14 protein-coding genes are annotated in these 20,504 nt (G+C 70.9%); 6 read left to right on the forward strand and 8 right to left on the reverse strand.

Features of this window, described 5'->3' with window-relative positions:
• Nucleotides 1-291: 291 nt before the first annotated feature.
• Both IF67_RS0121305 and IF67_RS0121310 read left to right on the forward strand, forming a co-directional pair.
• The gene (locus IF67_RS0121305) at nt 292-1,032 is read left to right on the forward strand and encodes a response regulator transcription factor (protein ID WP_030987949.1); all 741 of its coding nucleotides are present in this window, start codon (nt 292-294) and stop codon (nt 1,030-1,032) included.
• Nucleotides 1,029-2,186, forward strand: coding sequence for an ABC transporter ATP-binding protein (locus tag IF67_RS0121310; protein ID WP_030987952.1), 1,158 nt, complete (start codon nt 1,029-1,031; stop codon nt 2,184-2,186). The genes IF67_RS0121305 and IF67_RS0121310 overlap by 4 nt, the downstream gene beginning before the upstream one ends.
• A 94-nt stretch (nt 2,187-2,280) precedes the next feature.
• On the opposite strand, the gene IF67_RS0121315 is transcribed toward IF67_RS0121310, so the two are convergent.
• The 3 genes from IF67_RS0121315 to IF67_RS0121325 are packed head-to-tail and all read right to left on the reverse strand — an operon-like array spanning nt 2,281 to nt 4,651.
• The gene (locus IF67_RS0121315; protein WP_324608890.1) at nt 2,281-3,222 is read right to left on the reverse strand and encodes an ABC transporter substrate-binding protein; all 942 of its coding nucleotides are present in this window, start codon (nt 3,220-3,222) and stop codon (nt 2,281-2,283) included.
• A gap of 8 nt (nt 3,223-3,230) precedes the next feature.
• The gene (locus IF67_RS0121320; RefSeq protein ID WP_030987957.1) at nt 3,231-3,905 is read right to left on the reverse strand and encodes an ABC transporter permease; all 675 of its coding nucleotides are present in this window, start codon (nt 3,903-3,905) and stop codon (nt 3,231-3,233) included.
• Nucleotides 3,902-4,651, reverse strand: a complete 750-nt coding sequence (locus tag IF67_RS0121325) for an ABC transporter permease (RefSeq protein WP_030987959.1) — start codon at nt 4,649-4,651, stop codon at nt 3,902-3,904. Before IF67_RS0121325 ends, IF67_RS0121320 begins: the two co-directional genes overlap by 4 nt.
• Nucleotides 4,652-4,962: 311 nt before the next feature.
• Here IF67_RS0121325 and IF67_RS0121330 point away from each other — a divergent pair, with 311 nt between their 5' ends.
• Nucleotides 4,963-5,856 (forward strand): polysaccharide deacetylase family protein, encoded by an 894-nt coding sequence (locus tag IF67_RS0121330; RefSeq protein ID WP_030987961.1) that lies wholly within the window; start codon nt 4,963-4,965, stop codon nt 5,854-5,856.
• Nucleotides 5,857-5,944: 88 nt separating this feature from the next.
• Here the strand turns inward: IF67_RS0121330 and IF67_RS0121335 are convergent, their stop codons facing one another.
• The 3 genes from IF67_RS0121335 to IF67_RS0121345 form a co-directional block, all read right to left on the reverse strand.
• Nucleotides 5,945-6,514, reverse strand: a complete 570-nt coding sequence (locus IF67_RS0121335) for a VanZ family protein (protein WP_234341228.1) — start codon at nt 6,512-6,514, stop codon at nt 5,945-5,947.
• Between the two features lie 246 nt (nt 6,515-6,760).
• Nucleotides 6,761-8,068: an alpha/beta hydrolase gene (locus IF67_RS0121340; protein ID WP_030987965.1), complete on the reverse strand. Its 1,308-nt coding sequence runs from the start codon at nt 8,066-8,068 to the stop codon at nt 6,761-6,763.
• A 262-nt stretch (nt 8,069-8,330) separates the two neighbouring features.
• Nucleotides 8,331-10,403 (reverse strand): PhoX family protein, encoded by a 2,073-nt coding sequence (locus IF67_RS0121345; RefSeq protein ID WP_030987966.1) that lies wholly within the window; start codon nt 10,401-10,403, stop codon nt 8,331-8,333.
• A gap of 633 nt (nt 10,404-11,036) precedes the next feature.
• Between IF67_RS0121345 and IF67_RS40820 the strand changes: the two genes are divergently transcribed.
• From IF67_RS40820 to metG, 3 genes are all read left to right on the forward strand, one after another.
• Nucleotides 11,037-12,731 (forward strand): vWA domain-containing protein, encoded by a 1,695-nt coding sequence (locus IF67_RS40820; RefSeq protein ID WP_030987968.1) that lies wholly within the window; start codon nt 11,037-11,039, stop codon nt 12,729-12,731.
• Between the two features lie 380 nt (nt 12,732-13,111).
• Complete coding sequence (locus IF67_RS0121355) at nt 13,112-14,587, forward strand: MFS transporter (protein ID WP_030987970.1); 1,476 nt, start codon at nt 13,112-13,114, stop codon at nt 14,585-14,587.
• Nucleotides 14,588-14,804: 217 nt separating this feature from the next.
• Entirely contained in the window at nt 14,805-16,520 is a 1,716-nt protein-coding gene (gene metG / locus IF67_RS0121360; protein ID WP_030987972.1) for a methionine--tRNA ligase, read from the forward strand.
• Between the two features lie 178 nt (nt 16,521-16,698).
• Here metG and IF67_RS0121365 read toward each other — a convergent pair whose 3' ends face one another.
• The gene (locus tag IF67_RS0121365; RefSeq protein ID WP_051818393.1) at nt 16,699-18,453 is read right to left on the reverse strand and encodes a hypothetical protein; all 1,755 of its coding nucleotides are present in this window, start codon (nt 18,451-18,453) and stop codon (nt 16,699-16,701) included.
• Nucleotides 18,454-18,643: 190 nt separating this feature from the next.
• Nucleotides 18,644-20,440, reverse strand: coding sequence for an aspartate--tRNA ligase (aspS, locus tag IF67_RS0121370; RefSeq protein ID WP_030987975.1), 1,797 nt, complete (start codon nt 20,438-20,440; stop codon nt 18,644-18,646).
• Nucleotides 20,441-20,504: the final 64 nt, after the last annotated feature.

Genomic DNA, 20,504 nt, shown 5'->3' on the forward strand with positions numbered 1-20,504 from the left:
CGAAGTGGATCGTAAGCACGCCGGTGGGGCCGGACGCGGCAGGAGGAGAGGCGGTGCGGCGGAAGCAACTCGTACGGCCCCTCACGCCGGGGCTGTCCGGCCCTCCGTTCGGCGCGGCGCGGCCGTGCAGGCACCCGGCCCGGCCCGACGGTCCGCGCCGTCGGCGTCCCGTGCCCGTTTCGCCCTGCTCCGGGCGCCGGCCGACTCCAGCGTGGTGAATTCCCTCGTCCGCAGGGAGCGACGAAGGGGGATTGCGGCACCGAAAGGTCCGCCTCGGGTAGATATGACGCCATGCGCGTACTGGTGGTGGAGGCCGAGGAGTTGCTCGCGGACATGATCGCCGCGGGACTGCGCCGTGCGGCGATCGCGGTGGACATCGTCCACGACGGCCGCGCGGCGCCGACCGCACTGCGGCTCGGGGCGTACGACGTGCTCGTCCTGGACCGCGATCTGCCCGGCCTGCCCGGCGACGAGATCTGCCGGCAGATGGCGGAACAGGGGCTGTCGACCCGGGTGTTGATGCTCACCGCCCCCCGCACCGGCCGCGCACGCGTCGAGGCCCCGGGCCCGGGCGCCGACGACCATCTGACCAAGCCGTTCGTCCACGAAGAGCTGCTCGCCCGGGTGCTGGCGCTGGGCCGGCGCACCCGTCCCGCCCTTCCGCAGATCATCGAGCGGGCCGGCGTCACCGTCGACACCGCGCGCCGGCTGGCGGTACGCGACGGCCGGCCGCTGGCGCTGTCCCACACGGAATTCGGTGTGCTGGAGGTGCTGCTGCGCGCCCAGGGCGCGGTGGTCAGCGGCGACGAGCTGATCGAGGAGGTCTGGGAGGAGCACACCAGCTACCGCATCAACGCCGTACGCGTCGCGCTCGGCAAGCTGCGCGCCAAGCTCGGCGATCCCCCGGTGATCGAGACCGTGCCGGACGCCGGGTACCGACTGGGCGACGGGGCGGGGACGGGCGGCGACCGCCCACCCGATTGCCCGCGTGACGGGTCCGGTCCCGGGCCGCGGGATTCAATGGCTCAATGATCCGGTTCGACTCCGTCACCAAGCGGTACCCCGACGGGACCACTGCCGTCGACGACCTCTCCTTCGAGGTCGGTGAGGGTGAGCTGGTGACCCTGGTCGGACCGTCCGGCTGCGGCAAGACGACGACCATGATGATGGTCAACCGGCTGATCGACCCCACCCACGGGCGGATCTACGTCGACGGCTCGGACGTCGCGGGCGTCGACCCCGTCGAACTGCGCCGCAGCATCGGCTATGTCATCCAGCAGACCGGTCTCTTCCCGCATCGCACCGTCCTCGACAACACCGCGACCGTGCCCTTTCTGACCGGCTGGAAGAAGGCCAGGGCGCGCGAGCGGGCCGCCGAACTCCTGGACCTGGTCGGCCTGGATCCGGCCGTCTACGGCCCGCGCTACCCCGAGCAGCTCTCCGGCGGTCAGCGTCAGCGGGTCGGGGTGGCCCGTGCCCTGGCCGCCGACCCGCCGGTGCTGTTGATGGACGAGCCGTTCGGCGCCGTCGACCCGGTCGTCCGCGACCGGCTGCAGAAGGAGTTCCTGCGGCTTCAGGCCACCATGCACAAGACGGTGCTGCTGGTCACTCATGACATCGAGGAGGCCATCCGGCTCGGCGACCGGATCGCGGTTTACGGGGAGGGCCGAATCGAGCAGTACGACACCCCCGCGAGTGTTCTCGGCGCCCCCGCCACCCCGTACGTCGCCGAATTCGTCGGCACCGACCGCGCGTTGAAGCAGCTCTCGGTCACCGGTATCGACCGCGGCGACCTCGAACGCCCGCCGTTCGTCCGGCTCGGCGAACCCGCCGCGGGCGCCGCGGCCCGGCTGCGGGCCGAGGGCGCCCGCTGGGCAGTGGTGCTCGACGAGGAGGGCCAACTGCACGGCTGGGTGGGCACGGAGGTACTGACCGGAGTGGAGGGCACGGTCGCCGGTCACGCCCGCCGGATGGAGGCCTGGGTACCGGTGTCCGGCACTCTCAAGGCGGCCTTCAGTGAGATGCTCAAACACGACGCCGGCTGGATCGCGGTCCTGGACGGTCACCGGTTCGTGGGCGTCCTCACCCCGACCACGCTCCATGAGGCCCTGCGCCGCACCATCGACTCGGACGAGCGTGGGGTACCGCGGGAGCGGGCCGAGGTGGATTCGGTTCCTACGCAGTGAGCTCGCGGGGAGGGGCGGGGTGTTTCACGTGAAACGCCCGCCCTGCCTGGCTCGCGGCGTTTCACGTGAAACACCCCGCCCGCACCGGCAGAGGTCAGCTCTTCGGCAACAGCCCTTCGGACCGGAGGTAGTTGCGGGCCACATCCGCCGGCAGCCGCCGCCAGCTGTCCACCTGCTCATTGAGGTGCGCCAGGCCGGCCGTGGTCAGGACCTCGTTGAGGCGGTTGAGCGCGGCGGCCGCCCTTTCGCTGCCCACGCGGGCGTGATTGACGACGGGGACGACAAAGTCGGCGTTCTGGAGCTTCTTGTCGTCGGCGAGCAGCACCAGCCCGAACTGGTCGAGGGTGGCATCGGTGCTGGTGGTCAGCACCATCTGGTCCTGCCCGTTCTGCACCGCCTGCTTGGCGGGTGTGGTGCCGACGCCCTTCGGGTCGATGGCGGTGATGTTGATCCCGTACCGCTTCTTGAGTCCCGGCGCGCAGAACGGCCGCTGCACACACTCATCGCCCGCCGCGAGACGCACCGGCAGCTTGGCGCGGCCCAGGTCGCTGAGGGTCTTGAGGTGGTGTGTGCGGGCGTAGGCGGCGCTCACAGCAAAGGCGTTCTGGTCGACGGCCCGGCCCGCCGGGAGGACGGTCAGGCCGCGGCGGCCGGCGAGCCGGCGCAGCGCGGCCATGGTGGCGTCGAGCTCCGGCGAGGCGACCGGGGCCGCCTTGGACCCCTTGTTCTTGGCGTTGAGCCAGTCCGCGAAGGTGGCGGCGTACTCGGGGACGACATCGATCTGCCCGGCCTCCAGGGCGGGTTCGTAGAGCTCCCGGTTGCCGACCGTCAGGACACGGGTCCGGTACCCGGCGTGGTCGAGCAGCGCCGCATACATCTGGGCGAGCAGCTCGCTCTCCGTGAAACCCGCCGAGCCGATGGCCAGATCGTGACTGTCGCCGGGGGAGGCCGTGATCGCGGAGCGGGTCTCCAGGGAGGGACCGGTGGTACAGGCCGGGAGCGCGACGGCCAGGAGAACCGTGAGGGCCGCCGCCACAGCCGCCCTCACCTGCTCCGCCCCCGCGCCCAGTCCGGTGCGCACCGCTGCGCCAGCTCGAAGGCGGCCTCCATCAGCAGCGCGAACACCGCGACCAGCACCGCACCGGCGACCACCTGGGGGGTGCTGGCCAGGTTGAATCCCGCGGTGATGATCCGGCCGAGGCCACCGCCGCCCACCAGCGCGGCGAGCGTGGCGGTGGCCACCAGCTGGACTGCGGCGATCCGGATGCCGGTCAGGACCAGCGGAAAGGCGAGCGGCACCTCGACCCGCCACACCAGCTGCGTCCCGGTCATCCCCATGCCCCGCGCGGCCCGCACCACGTTCTGGTCCACCTCGCGCATCCCGACATACGCGTTGGTCAGCAGCGGCGGGATGGCGAACAGCACCAACGCGATGATCGTCGGCCACTGGGCGTACCGTCCGATGGGGGTGAGCAGAAGCAGGACCAGCACGGCGAAGGTCGGCACCGCACGCCCGATGTTGGCGAGGTTGACGGCCAGCGCGCCACCGCGGCCGAGGTGGCCGAGGGTCAGCGCGACCGGCAACGCGATCAGGGCGCTGATCACCAGGCAGGAGAAGGTCAGCACGAGATGCTGTTCGAGGCGGTGCCAGACACCGTTCTCACCGGACCAGTTGGCGGCAGTGGTCAGCCAGGTCCACACCGCCGAGAGGGTGTTCATGTCCGCCGCCCTGGGGCTGTGACCAGCCGCTTCACTCCCGCCGTGGCCCGGTTTTGCACCCGCGTCTTCCGGCCGGCCCGGCGCCAGGGAGTGAGCAGCCGTTCCGCGCCGAGCAGCAGCAGATCGAAGACGATCGCGATGATCACGCACAGCACGGACGCGGTGAGCACCTGCGCCTTGAAGAAGGAATTCATGCCGGCGTAGATGAGGTTGCCCAGCCCGCCGTAACCGACGATCGCACCGACGGTGGTGAGCGCGACCGCCGAGACGGTGGCGATCCGCAGCCCGGCCATCGCGGCGGGTACGGCCAGCGGCAGCTCGACGGTCAGCAGTTGGCGCATCGGCCCGTACCCCATGCCCCGGGCGGCCTCCTTGGCCTCGGCGGGGACGCCGTCCAGCCCCGCCAGGATGTTCCGTACGAGCAGGGTGAGGGAGTACAGGGCGAGGCCCACCACGACGAGGGTGGCCGACAGCCCGTAGACCGGCAGCAGCAGCGAGAACATCGCCAGCGACGGGATGGTGTAGATGACCGTGGTGATGCCGAGCACCGGTCCGACCGTCCAGCGCCTGCGGCGGGCCAGCAGCGCCAACGGGACCGCGATCACCAGCCCGAGCGCCACCGAGATCACCGTCAGCTGGATGTGCTGGCCGGTCGCGTCGAGCAGGATCTGCCGACGGGTGCTCAGGTAGTCGCCGCAGATCCAGTCGTTACGGGCCAGACAGTCGTCCGGCGGCGGTGCGGTCACGGTACGAGTCCACCCCGGCGGGGGCGGGGTGTCGCGGCGGGCGCGTCCGATCGGGGGTGACCGCGGACGGCCTGCGCCGACAGTCACACGGACCGCCCCCTTCCCCCTCCTGCCCACATACACACGCCGCGTACACACCCCACGTATACATGCGGTGTGTACTCCCTATGTATAGTCCCCTCGAGTCCATTCGACCGCTGTGACCGAGGGTGGGCGCGACGCGGCGATGCCTCGTGCGCGCCGGCTTTGCCATGCGCAAAACCGCAGGTCATGGGCTCACCGTTCATGGCCCGCGTCCAAGGAGACCCCACATGCCGAAGCAGACTTCCGCGGCCCGCCGCACGTCCATAGCCGGGCTGCTGGCGGCCACGTCCCTGGCCCTGGCCCTCAGCGGCTGCGCCAACTACGACGTCACCGCCCCGGCCGACGCCCGCGCCGACGCACCGGCGGCCGCCGTCCAGGCGAAGGACGCCCAACTCGCCGCGGCCAAGGGGGCGAAGAACGAGGACGGCAAGAACGGGGACGGCAAGAACGGGGACGCGAAGGGCTCTCAGGGCGGCGGGCAGGCCACGGCCCCCGGCGGCGCCGGTGACGTCGACTGCCGCAAGGCCAAGTGCGTCGCGCTCACCTTCGACGCGGGCCCCAGCGAGAACACCCCCCGCCTGCTGGACATCCTCAAGAAGGAGAAGGTGCACGCGACCTTCTTCATGCTCGGCGAGAACCACGTCGACAAACGCCCCGCCGAGGTGAAGCGGCTCGACGCCGAGGGCCATGAGCTGGCCAACCACACCTGGTCGCACCAGATCCTGACCGACATCGAGCCCGCAGAGGCCAAGCGCGAGCTGTCCCGCGTCCAGGACGCCGTCCGCAAGATCACCGGCAAGACCCCCCGGCTGATGCGCCCGCCGCAGGGCAGGACCGATGAAGAGGTCTCCAAGATCAGCAAGGACCTCGGTCTGGCACAGGTCCTGTGGAGCGTGACCGCCAAGGACTACCAGACCAACGACTCGGCCCTGATCACCAAGCGGGTGCTCGAACAGACCGAGCGCGACGGCATCATCCTGCTGCACGACATCTACAAGGGGACCGTGCCGGCCGTCCCCGGCATCCTCAAGGAGCTGAAGAAGCGCGGCTACACGGTCGTCACGGTCTCCCAGCTGCTGTCCCCGGCGACGGCCGAGCCGGGGATGGTCTACCGCCCGTAGCGCCCGAACGGGGGACGGGCGCCACGGGCGAGAGCCAGCGGGCAGGGGCGGGAGCGGGTGCTACGGAGCGGGCGGAATCTGCGCCCCGTCACCCCGCCCGGACCTTGGAAGCCCCGGCCTGCCCGACCGGCGCCTTCCCGCTGAGCCGGTGCCACCAGTGCCGGCGCCGCGGATGCACGGCGCGGCCCAGCCGGCACCCCAGCAGCAGATAGCCGATCAGCGCGCCGGCGCAGTTGAGGATCACATCGTCGATGTCGAACGCCCGGCCGGTGATCAACGCTCCCTGCACCAGCTCCACCAGCAGCATCACCAGTGCGGTCGCCGCCCCGACCCGGAGCAGCCCCCGCGCCTTGGGCAGCAGCACCGGCAGCAGCACCCCGAACGGCATCCCCAGCACGACGTTGCCGCCGAGCTGCTTGACCGTGTCGGCCAGGTGCGGCTGCCCCAGGTAGCTCCGGATCGAGTCGCCGGGGCGGAGGTTGGGATGGGTCAGCGGCACCGAGGCCGCCGACGGGGTCAGCGTGACCCGCGCCAGCGCCACCGCGAACGCCACCATCGCGGCGAAAGCCAGCACCAGCAGAAGGATCCGGACGGCCAGCGGGGCCCGCGCGGCCACGGGGGACCACGCCGCCTCGTCGCCCTGTTGCGTACGCGCCATGAGGTCACTTCCCGGTGTGCGAGATGCGCAAGTGCGCTTGATGGGAGGTTCGGTTACCCGGGGTTCGACGAATCATGTGGCAGGCGCGGGGTGGCCGCCCCGCCCACCGCATCGGGCAGCCGGACGGGCCCACAGCCCTACGGCGCACAGTGCCCACCTCGGCCGGCGGCCCCAGTCCCAGCCTCACCGCACGCAACAGGGGCGCCGGACAACTGCTCCGGCGCCCCTGCTCGACTCACTCGCGGCTCACCCCTGGGGGCGCTCCGCCTCCACCCGTCGGCGTCCCTTGTCGTCGGACGCCGACGGCGCCTTGGACGGCCCGGTCTGCTGCCCCGGGGCGCCGCCCTTGCCCGCACCGGGTCCCTGCTTGCGCGGCGGGGCGACGGCCTGGGTGTCCTGCGGGAACGTCAGCTGCTGGCTCTGCCACTCCAGGGCCGGCACGACCTCGCGCCGCCAGGTCGCGAACTGGTGACTGCCCTGCGGCAGGATGATCGAGTCGACCGTCATCGGCGACTTCGCGGCGTGGAGGAACTTCATGGTCTCGCCGTAATCCGCCTCGCCCTTACGGCTGCTGGCGACCAGCGCGGAGATCTGCGGCGCGGGAAGGTTCTTCATCCGCCACAGCAGATCGTGCTCGCGCTCGCGCTGGGCGCCCTCCGGGCCCGGACCGAAGAGGCTGCCGGTGGTCAGATCGTCCTTGATCGCGTAGTCACCGGAGAGCGAGACCGCCGAGGTGTAGGCCTTGGGGTTGCGCATCGCCAGCTGCAACGAGCACGTACCACCGGACGAGTACCCGAACGCACCCCAGGCGCTGGGGTCATGGCCCACCCGGTAGGCGGACTTCATGGCGTCCGGCAGATCCTTGGTGAAGAACGTCTCGGCCTGCGGCCCGCCCGGCACATCCACGCACTCGGTGTCCCGCGGCGGCGCGATCGTCGGCCGGACCATCACGATCACGGTCGGCTGCATCCTGCCCTGCGCGATCAGCTTGCCCGCGTTCTGCGGCACCTGGAGGTGCTGCGCAAGGTTCATGATCCCGCCGGGGTAGCCGCTGATCACGACCATGACGGGGAACCGCTGCCGCCGGAACTGCTGCTGGAAGTACTGCGGCGGCAGATAGACGAAGCCCGGGTTGATGGCCCGCGATCGGCGGCCGACGATCCGTACGGACTCGACCTTGCCCACCTTGTCGACGGGTCCCTTGGGCAGCCCGCTCACCCGATCGAGGCCCTGCGGACCGGCCGGCTGGACCAGTCCGCCCTTGATGTTGCCGACCGAGGCGTACTGCCCGCCGCCCTGACTCACGGACACCGGGGCCTTGTCGTTGTTGCCCAGCAGCTCGTCCCAGTTGCCGTAGAACTCGAAGTTCGTGTTCACGGCGAGGGCGAGCGCGCACACGATCGAAACCTGGGTGACCATGATGGCGCCCAGTCTGCCCAGCACGGGGCGCACCCCGCGCCGCGACAGCCGCGGCCAGAGCCACACCGTGGCGGCGACGCAGGCCACCGCCAGCACGATCACCGTGTACTCGAGCGACTGACTGGTCAGCCCCATGCGCCCACATCTCCCGTCACCCTCGATAAGGGTTCTTGCCTTCTTAACGGCCGCCTTAAGGCACAACGGACGGCTCTGGACAATGGTCACCGGAGAAGACGGGCACACCTGCGCATCGGATACCTGAGCGACTCAGTTCTTACCCAGCTCTTGCCACATCGTTTCCCCGGCGTGATGTGGGGAAGGGGCCCGCGACCGTGGACGGGCCGGAGAGCCCGCGGGACGGGGAGCCGGTCCCCGCCCCACGAGCCCCTGACGTCCCTCAGATCCCGATGTCCCGTCCGTCCTCGCGCCACACACTCACCACGGAAGGCCGGACCAACTCGCCTTCCCCGTCCGGCCATTGCGACGCCGGCTTCTCCACACTCGCCCCGTCCACCTCGCCCGGGTGCTGCACCGCGACCATCACCCGCCGCTCCTGCACGACCGGCCCACAGGTCTCGGCCCCGGTGGGCACCGTCAGGAACTGCTTGACCTCACCCCGCCGTTCCCCCGCGGTCGCCACCCCGAACAGCCCGTCATGGCTGCCCAGCGCATTCCCGTCCGTCGATATCCACAGATTTCCGTGCACATCAAAAGTGAGGTTGTCCGGGCAGGAAATCGGGCTGACCTGGTCCTTGGGGAATCCGCCGAAATAGGTGGCCGGGTCCTCCGGATCACCGCAGACGAGGAAGAGCCGCCAGTGGAAACGGTCCGCCGCCGGATCGTCCCGCCGCTCGCTCAGCTCCAGGATCTGCCCGTGCTTGTTCCCGTTCCGCGGATTGACCTCGTCGGCCGGAGCCTTGCCGGTCTTCCCCCGGTCGCTGTTGTTGGTCAGCGCGATGTACACCCGCCCCGTGCGCGGGCTGGGCTCGACATCCTCCGGCCGGTCCATCTTGGTGGCGCCCACCTTGTCGGCGGCGATCCGCGTGAAGACGTACACCTCTTCCGCCGTCATCCCCGGTACATACGAGGTGTCACCGCTCGCCAGCGGAATCCACTCCCCCGCCCCGTCGAACGCGCCGTCCTTCGGCAGCTTCCCGGAGCCGTCGATCTCGCCCGCGCTGTCACCGCTGAACTTGGCGGCATACAGCGTGCCCTCGTCCAGCAACGTCCGGTTGTGCTCCCGCGCGGCCCGCGAATTCCCCCGCTTCATCCGCTTGTGGGAGACGAACTTGTAGAAGTAATCGAACTTCTCGTCATCGCCCATGTACAGGACGGGCCGGCCATCGGCCGTCAGCCGCGGTTCGGCGGCCTCGTGCTTGAACCGTCCCAGCGCCGTCAGCTTCCGCGGCGTCGCGTCCGGGTCGTACGGATCGATCTCCACGACCCATCCGAACCGGTGCACCTCGTTCGGCTCACGCGCCACATCGAAGCGCTGGTCGAACCGCTCCCACTTGCGCTGGCTCGCCCCGCCGGTGATCCCGTACCGCTTGAGCCGGGCGGCCGCCGTCGGCTCGGTGACGCTGTCCCCGTTGGCGAAGTACTGGTTGAAGTTCTCCTCGCCGGAGAGCACCGTTCCCCACGGCGTGATGCCGCCACCGCAGTTGTTGAGCGTCCCGAGGATCCGGGTTCCCTCGGGGTCGGCGGACGTCTTCAGCAGGTCGCTGCCCGCGGCCGGACCGCTGACCTCGAACGGCGTGGTGCCGGTGATCCGCCGGTTGAGCCGGTGCCGGGTCACCGCCGTCAGCCGGCCGCTGCGCTGCTCCTCCTGTACGACCAGTACGGACAGCCCGTGCGCCGCCCAGCCGATCTCGGCCTGCTCCCGCGTCGGCGCCTCCGCGTCGTATCCGGCGAACATCAACTGTTCGTCCGTGTACTCGTGGTTGATCACCATCAGCTGCCGGTGCCGCTCGTCCGGCACGTCCAGCACGGCCATGTAGTCGTTGTTGTAACCGAACTGCCCCGCCTGCGCCTTCGCCGACTGCCGGTCCGGATCGAAGGCCGGCGCCCCCCGCAGAATCGGGTCACCCCACCGGATGACGACGTTCTGGGCATGGCCCTCGGAGACGACCACCGCGTCGGCCGTGTTCGGCGGCACGGTCGCAAAACGCAGCCCGCGCGCGGCCCGGTGTCCCTTCCCACCGCGGGATTCCCGGCCGCGCTCCTGCGCCGCGACCGCCGGTGGCGCCACCGCCCCGTCCACCACGCCGCCGGCCGCCGCCGCGACCGTCACGACCGCGGCGGCCCGCACCATCGAACGCCGCGACAGCGCGCCGGCGATGACATCACCGACATAGTCGTTGCCGCTCACATTCGGCGTCTCATGAAAACAGGCGTCACCACAGCGGTACCGGCACGTCATGGCCGACCGCCCGCCAGGATGCGAGCCGATCAGCGGCAGGAACTTGCGCACACTTCCCCCTCAGTAAGGCTGCGGAACGCACGACGGCGTCCGGTTCGCGATTCGCGAGGTGCGATTCGCGGTGACGCTAAGGGGGCCGCCCCGCCGTATGACGACGCAAACATGAACTCCCGGCGAATCCCGGGATACGACAGGCCCGCGCGGCACCGTACGGGCGGTCAACAGGCTCTTGAGGAGGGCCAGGACGGCCCGGGGAGGGGGCCCGCGGAGGGGGCCTGAGGAGGGGGCCTGAGGAGAACCAGGGAGTCGGTGCGTATTGTCCGGGGCACACGATGCGTACGGTCAGGGCCGGTCGATGCGTACCGGACGGTCAATGGGTACGTCCCGTCGGGGAAGGCCGCACGGACTGCCGTGGAGGTTTTGCGGACGGCCGAGGAGGTTCTGAGACGCCGCAGGAGCGGTACGGACGGCCGCACAACGCCGTACGCAGGGCGAACGCACCCGGGCGGGGCCGACCAAAACCCTCCGCCCCGGCAACACCCCCGGATGGCCCACCACACAAGGCGCGGGGTCCCACGATGAGGCCGGTGTCGGCCGCTACTCTTACGTATCCGTCCTGGTCAGGGACATGTCTGTGCTTCACGGACATACGCCGCACCCACCACACGCAAGAGAGGTTCGCCGATGGGCATTCGGAGTCTGCTGCGCAACGCTTTCGGTCGCTCCAAGGCGACCCGTGAAGAAACCGGCGCGGCCCCGAGCGGCGCCGACAAGCCGGAGTCCGCGACCATCCCGGAGGCTCGCGAAGAGTCCGTCCCGGCCGCCACCACCCCGGAAGCCGAGGTCCCGGCCGCGCGAACGGCCCCTAAGGAGACCCCCGACACCGACCCGGCACCGACGACCGCGACGCTGCCGGCACAGGGCGGCCCGGCGGACCGCGGCGACCGTGCGGCGGAGACCTCCACGGCGCGGGCGGACGAAGCCGCGGCCGAGGCCCCCGCGACGGCCGAGCCGGTCGCCGCCGAGCCGGTCGCCGCTGAGCCGTCGGCCGTCGAGGCGGCCGAAGCGGCCGAAGGGGCCGAAGGGGCCGAAGGGGCCGAAGGGGCCGAAGGGGCCGAGAAGCCCACCGCGGACGCCGCCAAGGACAAGGCCCTTGAGGACAGCGGCAACGACAAGGACGAGCCCACGGCAGTCGAGCCCGCGGAAGAGGCCCCCACGGCCGCCGCCCCGGCCACCTCCGACACCGTCTCCGACCTCGTGAGCCAGGCCTTCGACCACCCGGGCCAGGCGTCGGCGGCTGCCGTCGAACCGGCCGCCGCGTCCACGGAGCCGAAGCCGGAGCCCGAGGCGGAGCCGGTGGCCGAGCCGGAGGCCGAGGCGAAGGTGACGGCTGAGGCGGACGTGACGGCTGAGGTCGCGGCCGAACCGGTGACGGAACCGGTGGCCGAGCCCGCGGCGGAGGCCGTCGCAGAGCCCGAGGACAAGGCAGTGGCCGAGGCTGACGCCAAGGCCGTTGCGGAACCGGTGGCCACCTCCGAGCCGGCGGAGAAGCCGGAGACGAAGGCCGAGGCGAAGGCGGAACCCACCGCAGAGCCGGTGACCGAGCCCGTGACCGAGCCGAAGCCCAAGGCAGAGGACCAGCCCACGGCAGAGGACGAAGCCAAGGCCGCGGCCTCCCTCCCCACCACGGCCCCCGCGCTCCTCAGCCTCTACAAGTCCGCCGCCGCCACCCTGGACAAGCACGGCCTCGCCACCCAGCGCGCCGCCGTCTACCTGGTCCTCGACCGCTCCGGCTCGATGCGCAACTACTACAAGGACGGCACGGTCCAGAACCTCGCCGAGCAGGCCCTCGGCCTCGCCGCGCACTTCGACGACGACGCCACCGTCCCCGTCGTCTTCTTCTCCACCGACATCGACGGCACCGCCGAGATCGACCTCACCAACTACGAGGGCCGCATCGCGGAACTGCACGCCGGCCTCGGCCACATGGGCCGTACGAACTACCACTGGGCCATCAACGCCGTCATCGAGCACTACAAGAAGTCCGGCTCCACCGCCCCGGCCTTCGTCATCTTCCAGACCGACGGTGCCCCGACCTCCAAGCCGGCCGCCGAGAAGGCGCTCTGCGAGGCGGCCGGGCTCCCCCTCTTCTGGCAGTTCATCGGCTTCGGGGACCCGGACGCCAAGGGCTTCGACTTCCTCCGCAAGCTCGACGACCTGGCCGTCCCGGAGAAGCGCGTCGTCGACAACGCCGGCTTCTTCCACGCCGGCCGCGACCCGCGCGGCCTCTCCCACGACGACCTCTACCAGCAGCTGATGGTCGAGTTCCCCGAGTGGCTCGCCGAGGCCCGCACCGCGGGCGTCATCAAGGACAACTGACCGCTCCTCCACCCCCGTTACGACACCTCACCGGCCGCGGCCGGGCCCCCGCGGCCCGACCGCGGCCGGTGTCGTGTGCCCACACGACAGGTCACTCGCGGAGCGAGCCGCAGATCCCTCCGTGCGGCAGGCCCCCGCCCTCCTCACCACAAGAGGCGAGCCCCCGCCCCGCTCCCTAGGCTGAATGGGTGAAGCGCTCCGTTTGATCCGGTTGCTCCCGGTGTGGGCGGCTGGGTGGCCGGGGTGGCCGTACCAGCCGAGCGAGGCGGGTCGTGATGAGTGACGCGAGCCAGGAGGGAGGCCCCGCTACCCCTCCCCGTTCCCGTACTCCCCGTTGGGCCGCGCGGACGGAGCCGGATCCGCGGCGCTGGTGGGGGCTCGTGGTGATTGCGATTGCGCAGTTGATGGTGGTGCTGGACGCGACCATCGTGAATATCGCGTTGCCGTCGGCCCAGCGGGACCTGGGGATGTCGGACGCGAACCGGCAGTGGGTGATCACCGCGTACACGCTCGCGTTCGGCGGACTGCTGCTGCTCGGCGGGCGGATCGCCGACCTGGTGGGACGCAAGAAGACCTTCATGATCGGGCTGGTCGGCTTCGCCATCGCGTCCGGGCTGGGCGGTGCGGCCACCGGGTCCGGGCTGCTGTTCGGGGCGCGGGCGCTACAGGGCGCCTTTGCGGCGCTGCTGGCGCCGTCCGCGCTGTCCTTGCTGACCACGACGTTCACCATCGGAAAGGAGCGGAGCAAGGCCTTCGGGGTCTACGGGGCCATTGCCGGCGGGGGCGCGGCCATCGGGCTGATCGCCGGCGGGCTGCTGACCGAATACCTGGACTGGCGCTGGTGCCTGTATGTGAACATCCCGATCGCCGTGCTCGCCCTCATCGGCGCTGCCGTCTTTCTGCATGACAGGCCCGAGCGGGGGCGCGTCCACCTGGACGCTCCGGGCGTGGTCCTGGGATGCGGCGGTCTGGTCGCGATCGTCTTCGGGTGCAGTGAGGCGCAGCCGCGGGGCTGGGGGGACGGGCTGGTCCTCGGGTTGCTGGTGGGGGGTGTGGTGCTGCTGGGCGTCTTTGCGTGGTGGCAGACGCGCGCGCGGCATCCCCTGCTGCCGTTGCACATCGTGCGGGACCGGAATCGCGGCGGCGCCTTCCTGACCATGGCGCTGGCGGTCATCGCGCTGTTCGGGATGTTCCTGTTCATGACCTATTACCTACAGACCGTGCTGGGGTATTCACCGGTCAGGACCGGGGTGGCCTTCCTGCCGATGGTGGTGGCGATCGTCGTCGGTGCGACACAGATATCGGCGCGGCTGCTGCATCGCATCCCACCGCGGTTCCTGATGGTCCCGGGTGCCCTGCTCGCCTCCACGGGGCTCTTCACGCTGACATTCCTGACGGCCGAGCCCGCCTACGTCTCGCATGTACTGCCGGCCATGCTGCTCGTCGGCCTCGGCATGGGCCTGACCTTCATGCCGGTGATGGCGACGGCCACCTCCGGGGTGGCACCGCACGACTCCGGCGTCACCTCGGCGACCGTCAACACGGCGCAGCAGGTGGGCGGTTCGATCGGTACGGCGCTGCTGAACACGATCGCGACCTCGACGAGTGCCGCGTATATCGCGGATCACCTGGCGGACGCGGCCCGGAAGAGCGGGGGGCCGGGGCTCACCCCGGCGGCGCGGGAGGCGATCGTGAAGAGCGGGGTGGTGGACGGGTTCACCGTCGCCATCGGGGTGGGGTCGGCGATCATGCTGCTGGCCGCTCTCGTCGCCGGACTGCTGGTCAACGGCCGGGCCCCGAAGCGCGGCCAGGCCCCGGCGGCGGACAGTGCGGCGTCGGCGGACGCGGCGGTGTGAGGGCGGGGCAGGAGCACGCCTCCGGGGCGCGGCACACGGGCCGGGCGCGTACGGGCGAGGCCCGGGGGGTCGGGCCCCGGCGGCCCGGTCCGTAGGGTGCGGTACGGGGCGGTGGCCCCCGAAAAGCACGCGCAGCCACCCCCACCCCGTCCAGTACGATATTGACGTTCCGTAAAGCAAATCCTCACTCACCGTAGCGACTTGGGAGCAGCCGGCAATGGCTCGACACCTCATCACCAGCGCCCTTCCGTATATCAACGGGATCAAGCACCTGGGCAACATGGTGGGGTCCATGCTCCCGGCCGATGTGTATGCGCGGTATATGCGGCAGCGCGGGCACGATGTCCTCTACATCTGCGCGACGGACGAGCACGGCACCCCGGCCGAGCTGGCGGCGAAGGACGCGGGGCAGTCGGTCGACGCGTTCTGCGCCGAGCAGCACGACAAGCAGAAGGCGATCTACGAGGGCTTCAGCCTCGACTTCGACCACTTCGGGCGGAGCTCGTCGCGGGAGAACGTGGAGCTGACGCAGCACTTCGCGCGCAAGCTGCACGAGAACGGCTTCATCGAGGAGCGGGCGATCCGCCAGGTCTTCTCGGTCGCCGACGACCGCTTCCTGCCGGACCGCTACATCGTCGGTACGTGTCCGCACTGCGGCTACGACAAGGCGCGCGGCGACCAGTGCGAGAACTGCACCCGGGTACTCGACCCGACCGACCTGATCGACGCCCGCTCGGCGATCAGCGGGAGCGGTGAGCTGGAGGTGCGCGAGACCAAGCACCTCTTCCTGCTCCAGTCGAAGCTCCAGCACGAGGTCGAGGGCTGGCTGGACGGCAACGGCAGCAAGGAGTGGCCGACGCTGGCCTCGTCCATCGCGCACAAGTGGCTGACCGAAGGCCTCCAGGACCGGGCGATCACCCGTGACCTGGACTGGGGCGTTCCGGTGCCGGCCGATGTGTGGCCGGAGCTGTCGGCCGAGGGCAAGGTCTTCTACGTATGGTTCGACGCGCCGATCGAGTACATCGGCTCGACGAAGGAGTGGGCGGACGTCGACCCGGAGAACCGCGACTGGAAGTCGTGGTGGTACGAGGCCGATGACGTCCGGTACACGGAGTTCATGGCCAAGGACAATGTGCCGTTCCACTCCGTGATGTTCCCGGCGACGCAGCTGGGCACCCGCGAGCCGTGGAAGAAGGTCGACTTCCTCAAGGCCTTCAACTGGCTGAACTACTACGGCGGGAAGTTCTCCACCTCCCAGCGGCGCGGCATCTTCACGGACGCGGCGCTGGAGCTGCTGCCGGCCGACTACTGGCGCTACTTCCTGATCGCCAACGCCCCGGAGTCGGACGACACCTCCTTCACCTGGGAGCTGTTCGCGTCCTCGGTCAACAAGGACCTGGCGGACACCCTCGGCAACTTCGTCAACCGGGTGCTGTCGTTCTCCCGGAAGCGGTTCGGCGACGAGGTGCCCGCGGGCGCCGAGGCCGGTGCCGCGGAGCAGAAGCTGGGCGAGGAGATCGCCTCACTGCTGGCGGAGTACGAGGGCCACATGGAGGCCCTCCAGTTCCGCAAGGCGTCGGCCTCGCTGCGTGCCCTGTGGAGCGCGGGCAACTCCTACCTGGAGGAGAAGGCCCCGTGGCTGGAGATCAAGACCGACAAGGACGCGGCGGCGCTGACCCTGCGTACGGCGATGAACCTGATCCATCTGTACGCGGTCCTCTCCGAGCCGTTCATTCCGGCATCGGCCAAGGCGATGCGCGGCGCGTTCACCCTGGAGAACGACACCGCGGTGTGGGTCTCCCCGGAGGAGGCGAAGGCGCTGGCCTCGGTGCCGGCCGGGACGCCCTTCACGGTGCCGCCGGTGCTCTTCGCGAAGATCACCGAGGAGGACCTGGAGTCCTACCGCGAGCGCTTCGGCGGCGCGGAGCAGTAGGCCCGGCCCGCACCCGGGCGCCGCTGCCGGCCGGAGCACCGGAGCGGCAGGCCCGTCCGAGCGCGCGTGTCCGCGGCGCGGACACCTGAGGACCGCCCACGCGCCCGTCCGGCCCTTGCGGCCGGACGGGCGCGCGCATGTCCGGGCGGCGGCGGACGGCCGCCGGGCGGGCCCTGGCTCAGTGCCGGGCGGGCCGGGCGGGTCTGGCGTGCCGGTCGGGCCGGGACACATAGGCGCTCAGCGAGGTGAAGTCCGGCACCGCCGGCAGGGCCACCCGCCGCCAGCCACGGGCGTAGGCCGGCGGCTTGTGGCCGCCGGCCACGACGACGGCGACCGGGCGGCCCGCGCCCAGCCGGGCCAGGCCCGCGGGGGTGATGGTGGCGTCGTGACCGGCGGGCTGACGGGACGCACAGCCCGTCTGATACGCCACCCGTACCGCTTCCTCACCGCTCACCACACAGGGCGGCCGGACGCCGGCCGCGCGCAGCGACTTGGTGATCCGGTCGATCCCTGCCTGGGAGCGTGCGGTGCTCCGCACCATCGTGTGCGCGATCGCCAGTTGGATGGCTTCGTGGCCCGTCAGCGCGAGGACGAGGAGCGCCACCGCCCAGGCGTGCCCGTGGCGCGGCAGGCGGGTCAGCCAGTACAGGAACCAGGCGGCGGGCATCATCAGCAGCGCGTAGGCGGGCAGCAGGAAACGCGGGGCGGCGTAGTCCACCGTCAGGAGGTAGGGGGCGGCGAGGCAGAGGCCGACCAGCGCCGGGAGGATGACGGGAGACGGTCCGTACCGGTGCAGCGGGCCACGCGGGTCGCGGAGGCGCACCACCGACCAGGCGGGACCGGAGCCGTACCGCCCGTCGGCGGGCCCGGGGTCGCCCGCCGGGTCCGGTACGAGGCTGCCCGGCCGGATGGGCGCCAGCCCTAGGGGGTGCCAGGCGCCGCTGCGCGCCGCAGGCCCGTACCCGTGCAGCGCACCGTGGGGCTCGCGCACGCGCAGCACCGCCCACACCGCTCCGGCGACCGCCAGCGGCAGCACCAGCCACCACACCGCCGTCACCGGATGTTCCCAGGTCAGATGACAGGGGCGGCACAGCGTCTTGCCCTGGAGTGCCCGTGCGTGGTCGTCGAAGGACAGATGCCAGCCGAGGCCGCCCTGGATCTGCCCGGCCCGCCGCAACCGTGCCAGAAGGCCGCCGTAGGACAGATACGCCTCCACGGCCCACTCGGCGCACCCCAGGGCCAGGCCGGCCGGCAGCGCCAGCAGCACGGCGGGGCGCCGCCAGGCCGGTACGCACAACGCTGCGGCGAAGAGCGGCACGGCCAGCCAGACGGCGTCGGTGGGGCGCATCAGGGCGGCCACGGCCACCGCGGCGGCGAGCCCGGCGGCCGCGCCCCGGTCGGCGCGCGGGGCCAGTTGACGGGACGGCTTCCGCACGGCCCGCAGGAAGCAGCCGGTGGCGGCGAGCGCGGCGTAGCCGACCCACAGGTTGGGCATCGCCTGCGCACCGTAGAAGAGCGTGATCCACAGACCGGCGAACAGCGCACCGCCCAGGGCCGGTACGGGGGCGGGCAGCAGGCGCCGCCAGATGCACAGGGTGAGCAGGAGCGCGACGCCGGAGAGCACCGCCAGGTAGCAGTGCAGCACGGTGGCCGAGGTCGTCAGGGCGGCCACCGGGGCGAGGAGGAGGGTGACGCCGCGGGCGCGCGGGGCGCTGAAGAACGAGGCCGACGCATGAGGGTCCACCTGGCTGACGTACACCGTCTCGTCCCACCCCAGGCCAGGGGTGACGAGCGCGGAAGCGAGCAGGCAGGCGGTGAAGACGGCGGCCACGGCGGTGAGCCACCACAGATCGCCGGCCGGGAGGGGCCGCCGCGTCGCATGGGCCGGCGGCCCCAGGGCGGACCTGGCGGAGAGGAGACTGGCTTGCTGCATGGGCACCACAGTGCGGGCCGTGCCGGGGCCCGGCCACAGGAGTGCGGCGGTCGGGGCATGCGGGCCGTGTCGGGGCCCGTTCCGACGCGCACCCCGCGGCCGTCCGCCCGACAGCAAACGGGCCGGGGCGGCGTTTCACGTGAAACGCCGCCCCGGCCCGTCGTGGGGCGGTATCGCCCCTGGGTGATGCCTACTTCGCCTGCGGCTTGCGCAGGGTGAGGTGCAGCTCCTTGAGGCGCGCCTCTTCGACCTCGCTCGGGGCGCCCATCAGCAGGTCCTGGGCGTTGCCGTTGAGCGGGAAGGCGATGGTCTCGCGAATGTTGGGCTCGTCGGCCAGCAGCATGACGATGCGGTCGACGCCGGGGGCGATGCCGCCGTGCGGCGGGGCGCCGAACTTGAAGGCGCGGAGCATGCCGCCGAACTCCGCCTCGACGGTCTCCTTGTCGTAACCGGCGATCGCGAAGGCCTTGTACATGACCTCGGGCTCGTGGTTACGGATGGCGCCGGAAGACAGCTCGGTGCCGTTGCAGACGATGTCGTACTGCCAGGCCAGGATGTCCAGCGGGTCCTTGGTCTCCAGCGCCTTCAGGCCGCCCTGCGGCATGGAGAAGGGGTTGTGCGAGAACTCGATCTTGCCGGTGTCCTCGTCCTTCTCGAACATCGGGAAGTCGACGATCCAGCAGAAGCGGAACTCGTCCTCGACGAAGCGGCCGACGCGCTTGGCGGCCTCGACACGGACCGCGCCCATGATCTTGGAGACCTCGTCGAACTCGCCGGCGCCGAAGAAGACGGCGTGGCCCGGCTTGAGGTCCAGGGCGGCGACCAGCGCCTTGACGTCGTCCTCGGTGAGGAACTTGGCGATCGGGCCGCTGAGCGCGATGGGGGCACCTCCCTGGCCCTCAAGGCCTTGGGGGGCCTCGCCCACGCGGACCCAGGCCAGGCCCTTGGCGCCCTGCTGGACGGCGAAGTCACCCAGCTGGTCGAAGAACTTGCGCGACTGGTCGGCGGTGTCCGGCACGGCCAGGGCGCGGACGTGCTTGTCGGCGAAGGCCTTGAAGCCGGAGCCCGCGAAGACGTCGGAGACATCGACCAGTTCCAGCTCGGCACGCAGGTCCGGCTTGTCGGAGCCGTACTTGAGCATCGCCTCGCGGAACGGGATGCGCGGGAAGGGGGAGGTGACCGTGCGGCCGTTGCCGAACTCGGTGAACAGCTCGGTCATCAGCTTCTCGACGGGCCCGAAGACATCTTCCTGCTCGACGAAGCTCATCTCGATGTCGAGCTGGTAGAACTCGCCCGGCGAGCGGTCCGCGCGGGCGTCCTCGTCGCGGAAGCAGGGCGCGATCTGGAAGTAGCGGTCGAACCCGGCGATCATCAGCAGCTGCTTGAACTGCTGCGGGGCCTGCGGCAGCGCGTAGAACTTGCCGGCGTGCAGACGCGAGGGGACCAGGAAGTCGCGGGCGCCCTCGGGGGAGGTCGCGGACAGGATCGGGGTCGCCATCTCGTTGAAGCCGAGGGTCACCATCTTGTGCCGGATGGCGGAGATGACGGCGGTGCGCAGCATGATGTTGCGGTGCATCCGCTCGCGGCGCAGGTCGAGGAAGCGGTACTCGAGACGCTTCTCTTCGTTGACGCCGTCGTCCGCGTTGATCGTGAAGGGGATCTGGTCGGCGGCGCCGAGCACCTCGACCTCGGAGACCTCGATCTCGATCTCGCCCGTCGGCAGATCGGGGTTGACGTTGTCGGCGCCACGCGCGCTGACCTTGCCGTCGATACGGACGACGGTCTCCTTGGTCAGGGAGCCGAGGGCCTCGTTGGCGGGGGTGCCGGGGCGGGCGACGAGCTGAACGAGACCGTAGTGGTCGCGCAGATCGATGAAGAGGATGCCGCCCAGGTCACGTCGATTGTGCAGCCAGCCGCTGAGGCGGACGTCCGTGTCGACGTCCGCGGCTCGGAGCTCGCCGCAGTTATGGGACCGGTACCGATGCATCGCTCATCCAAGTCGTCGCGAGTCGAGGTGAGGAGTTGTCGGGAGAGGGAGAGGAAAAGGAGTA

Source organism: Streptomyces sp. NRRL S-1813, from assembly GCF_000719605.1.
Lineage (GTDB): Bacteria > Actinomycetota > Actinomycetes > Streptomycetales > Streptomycetaceae > Streptomyces > Streptomyces decoyicus.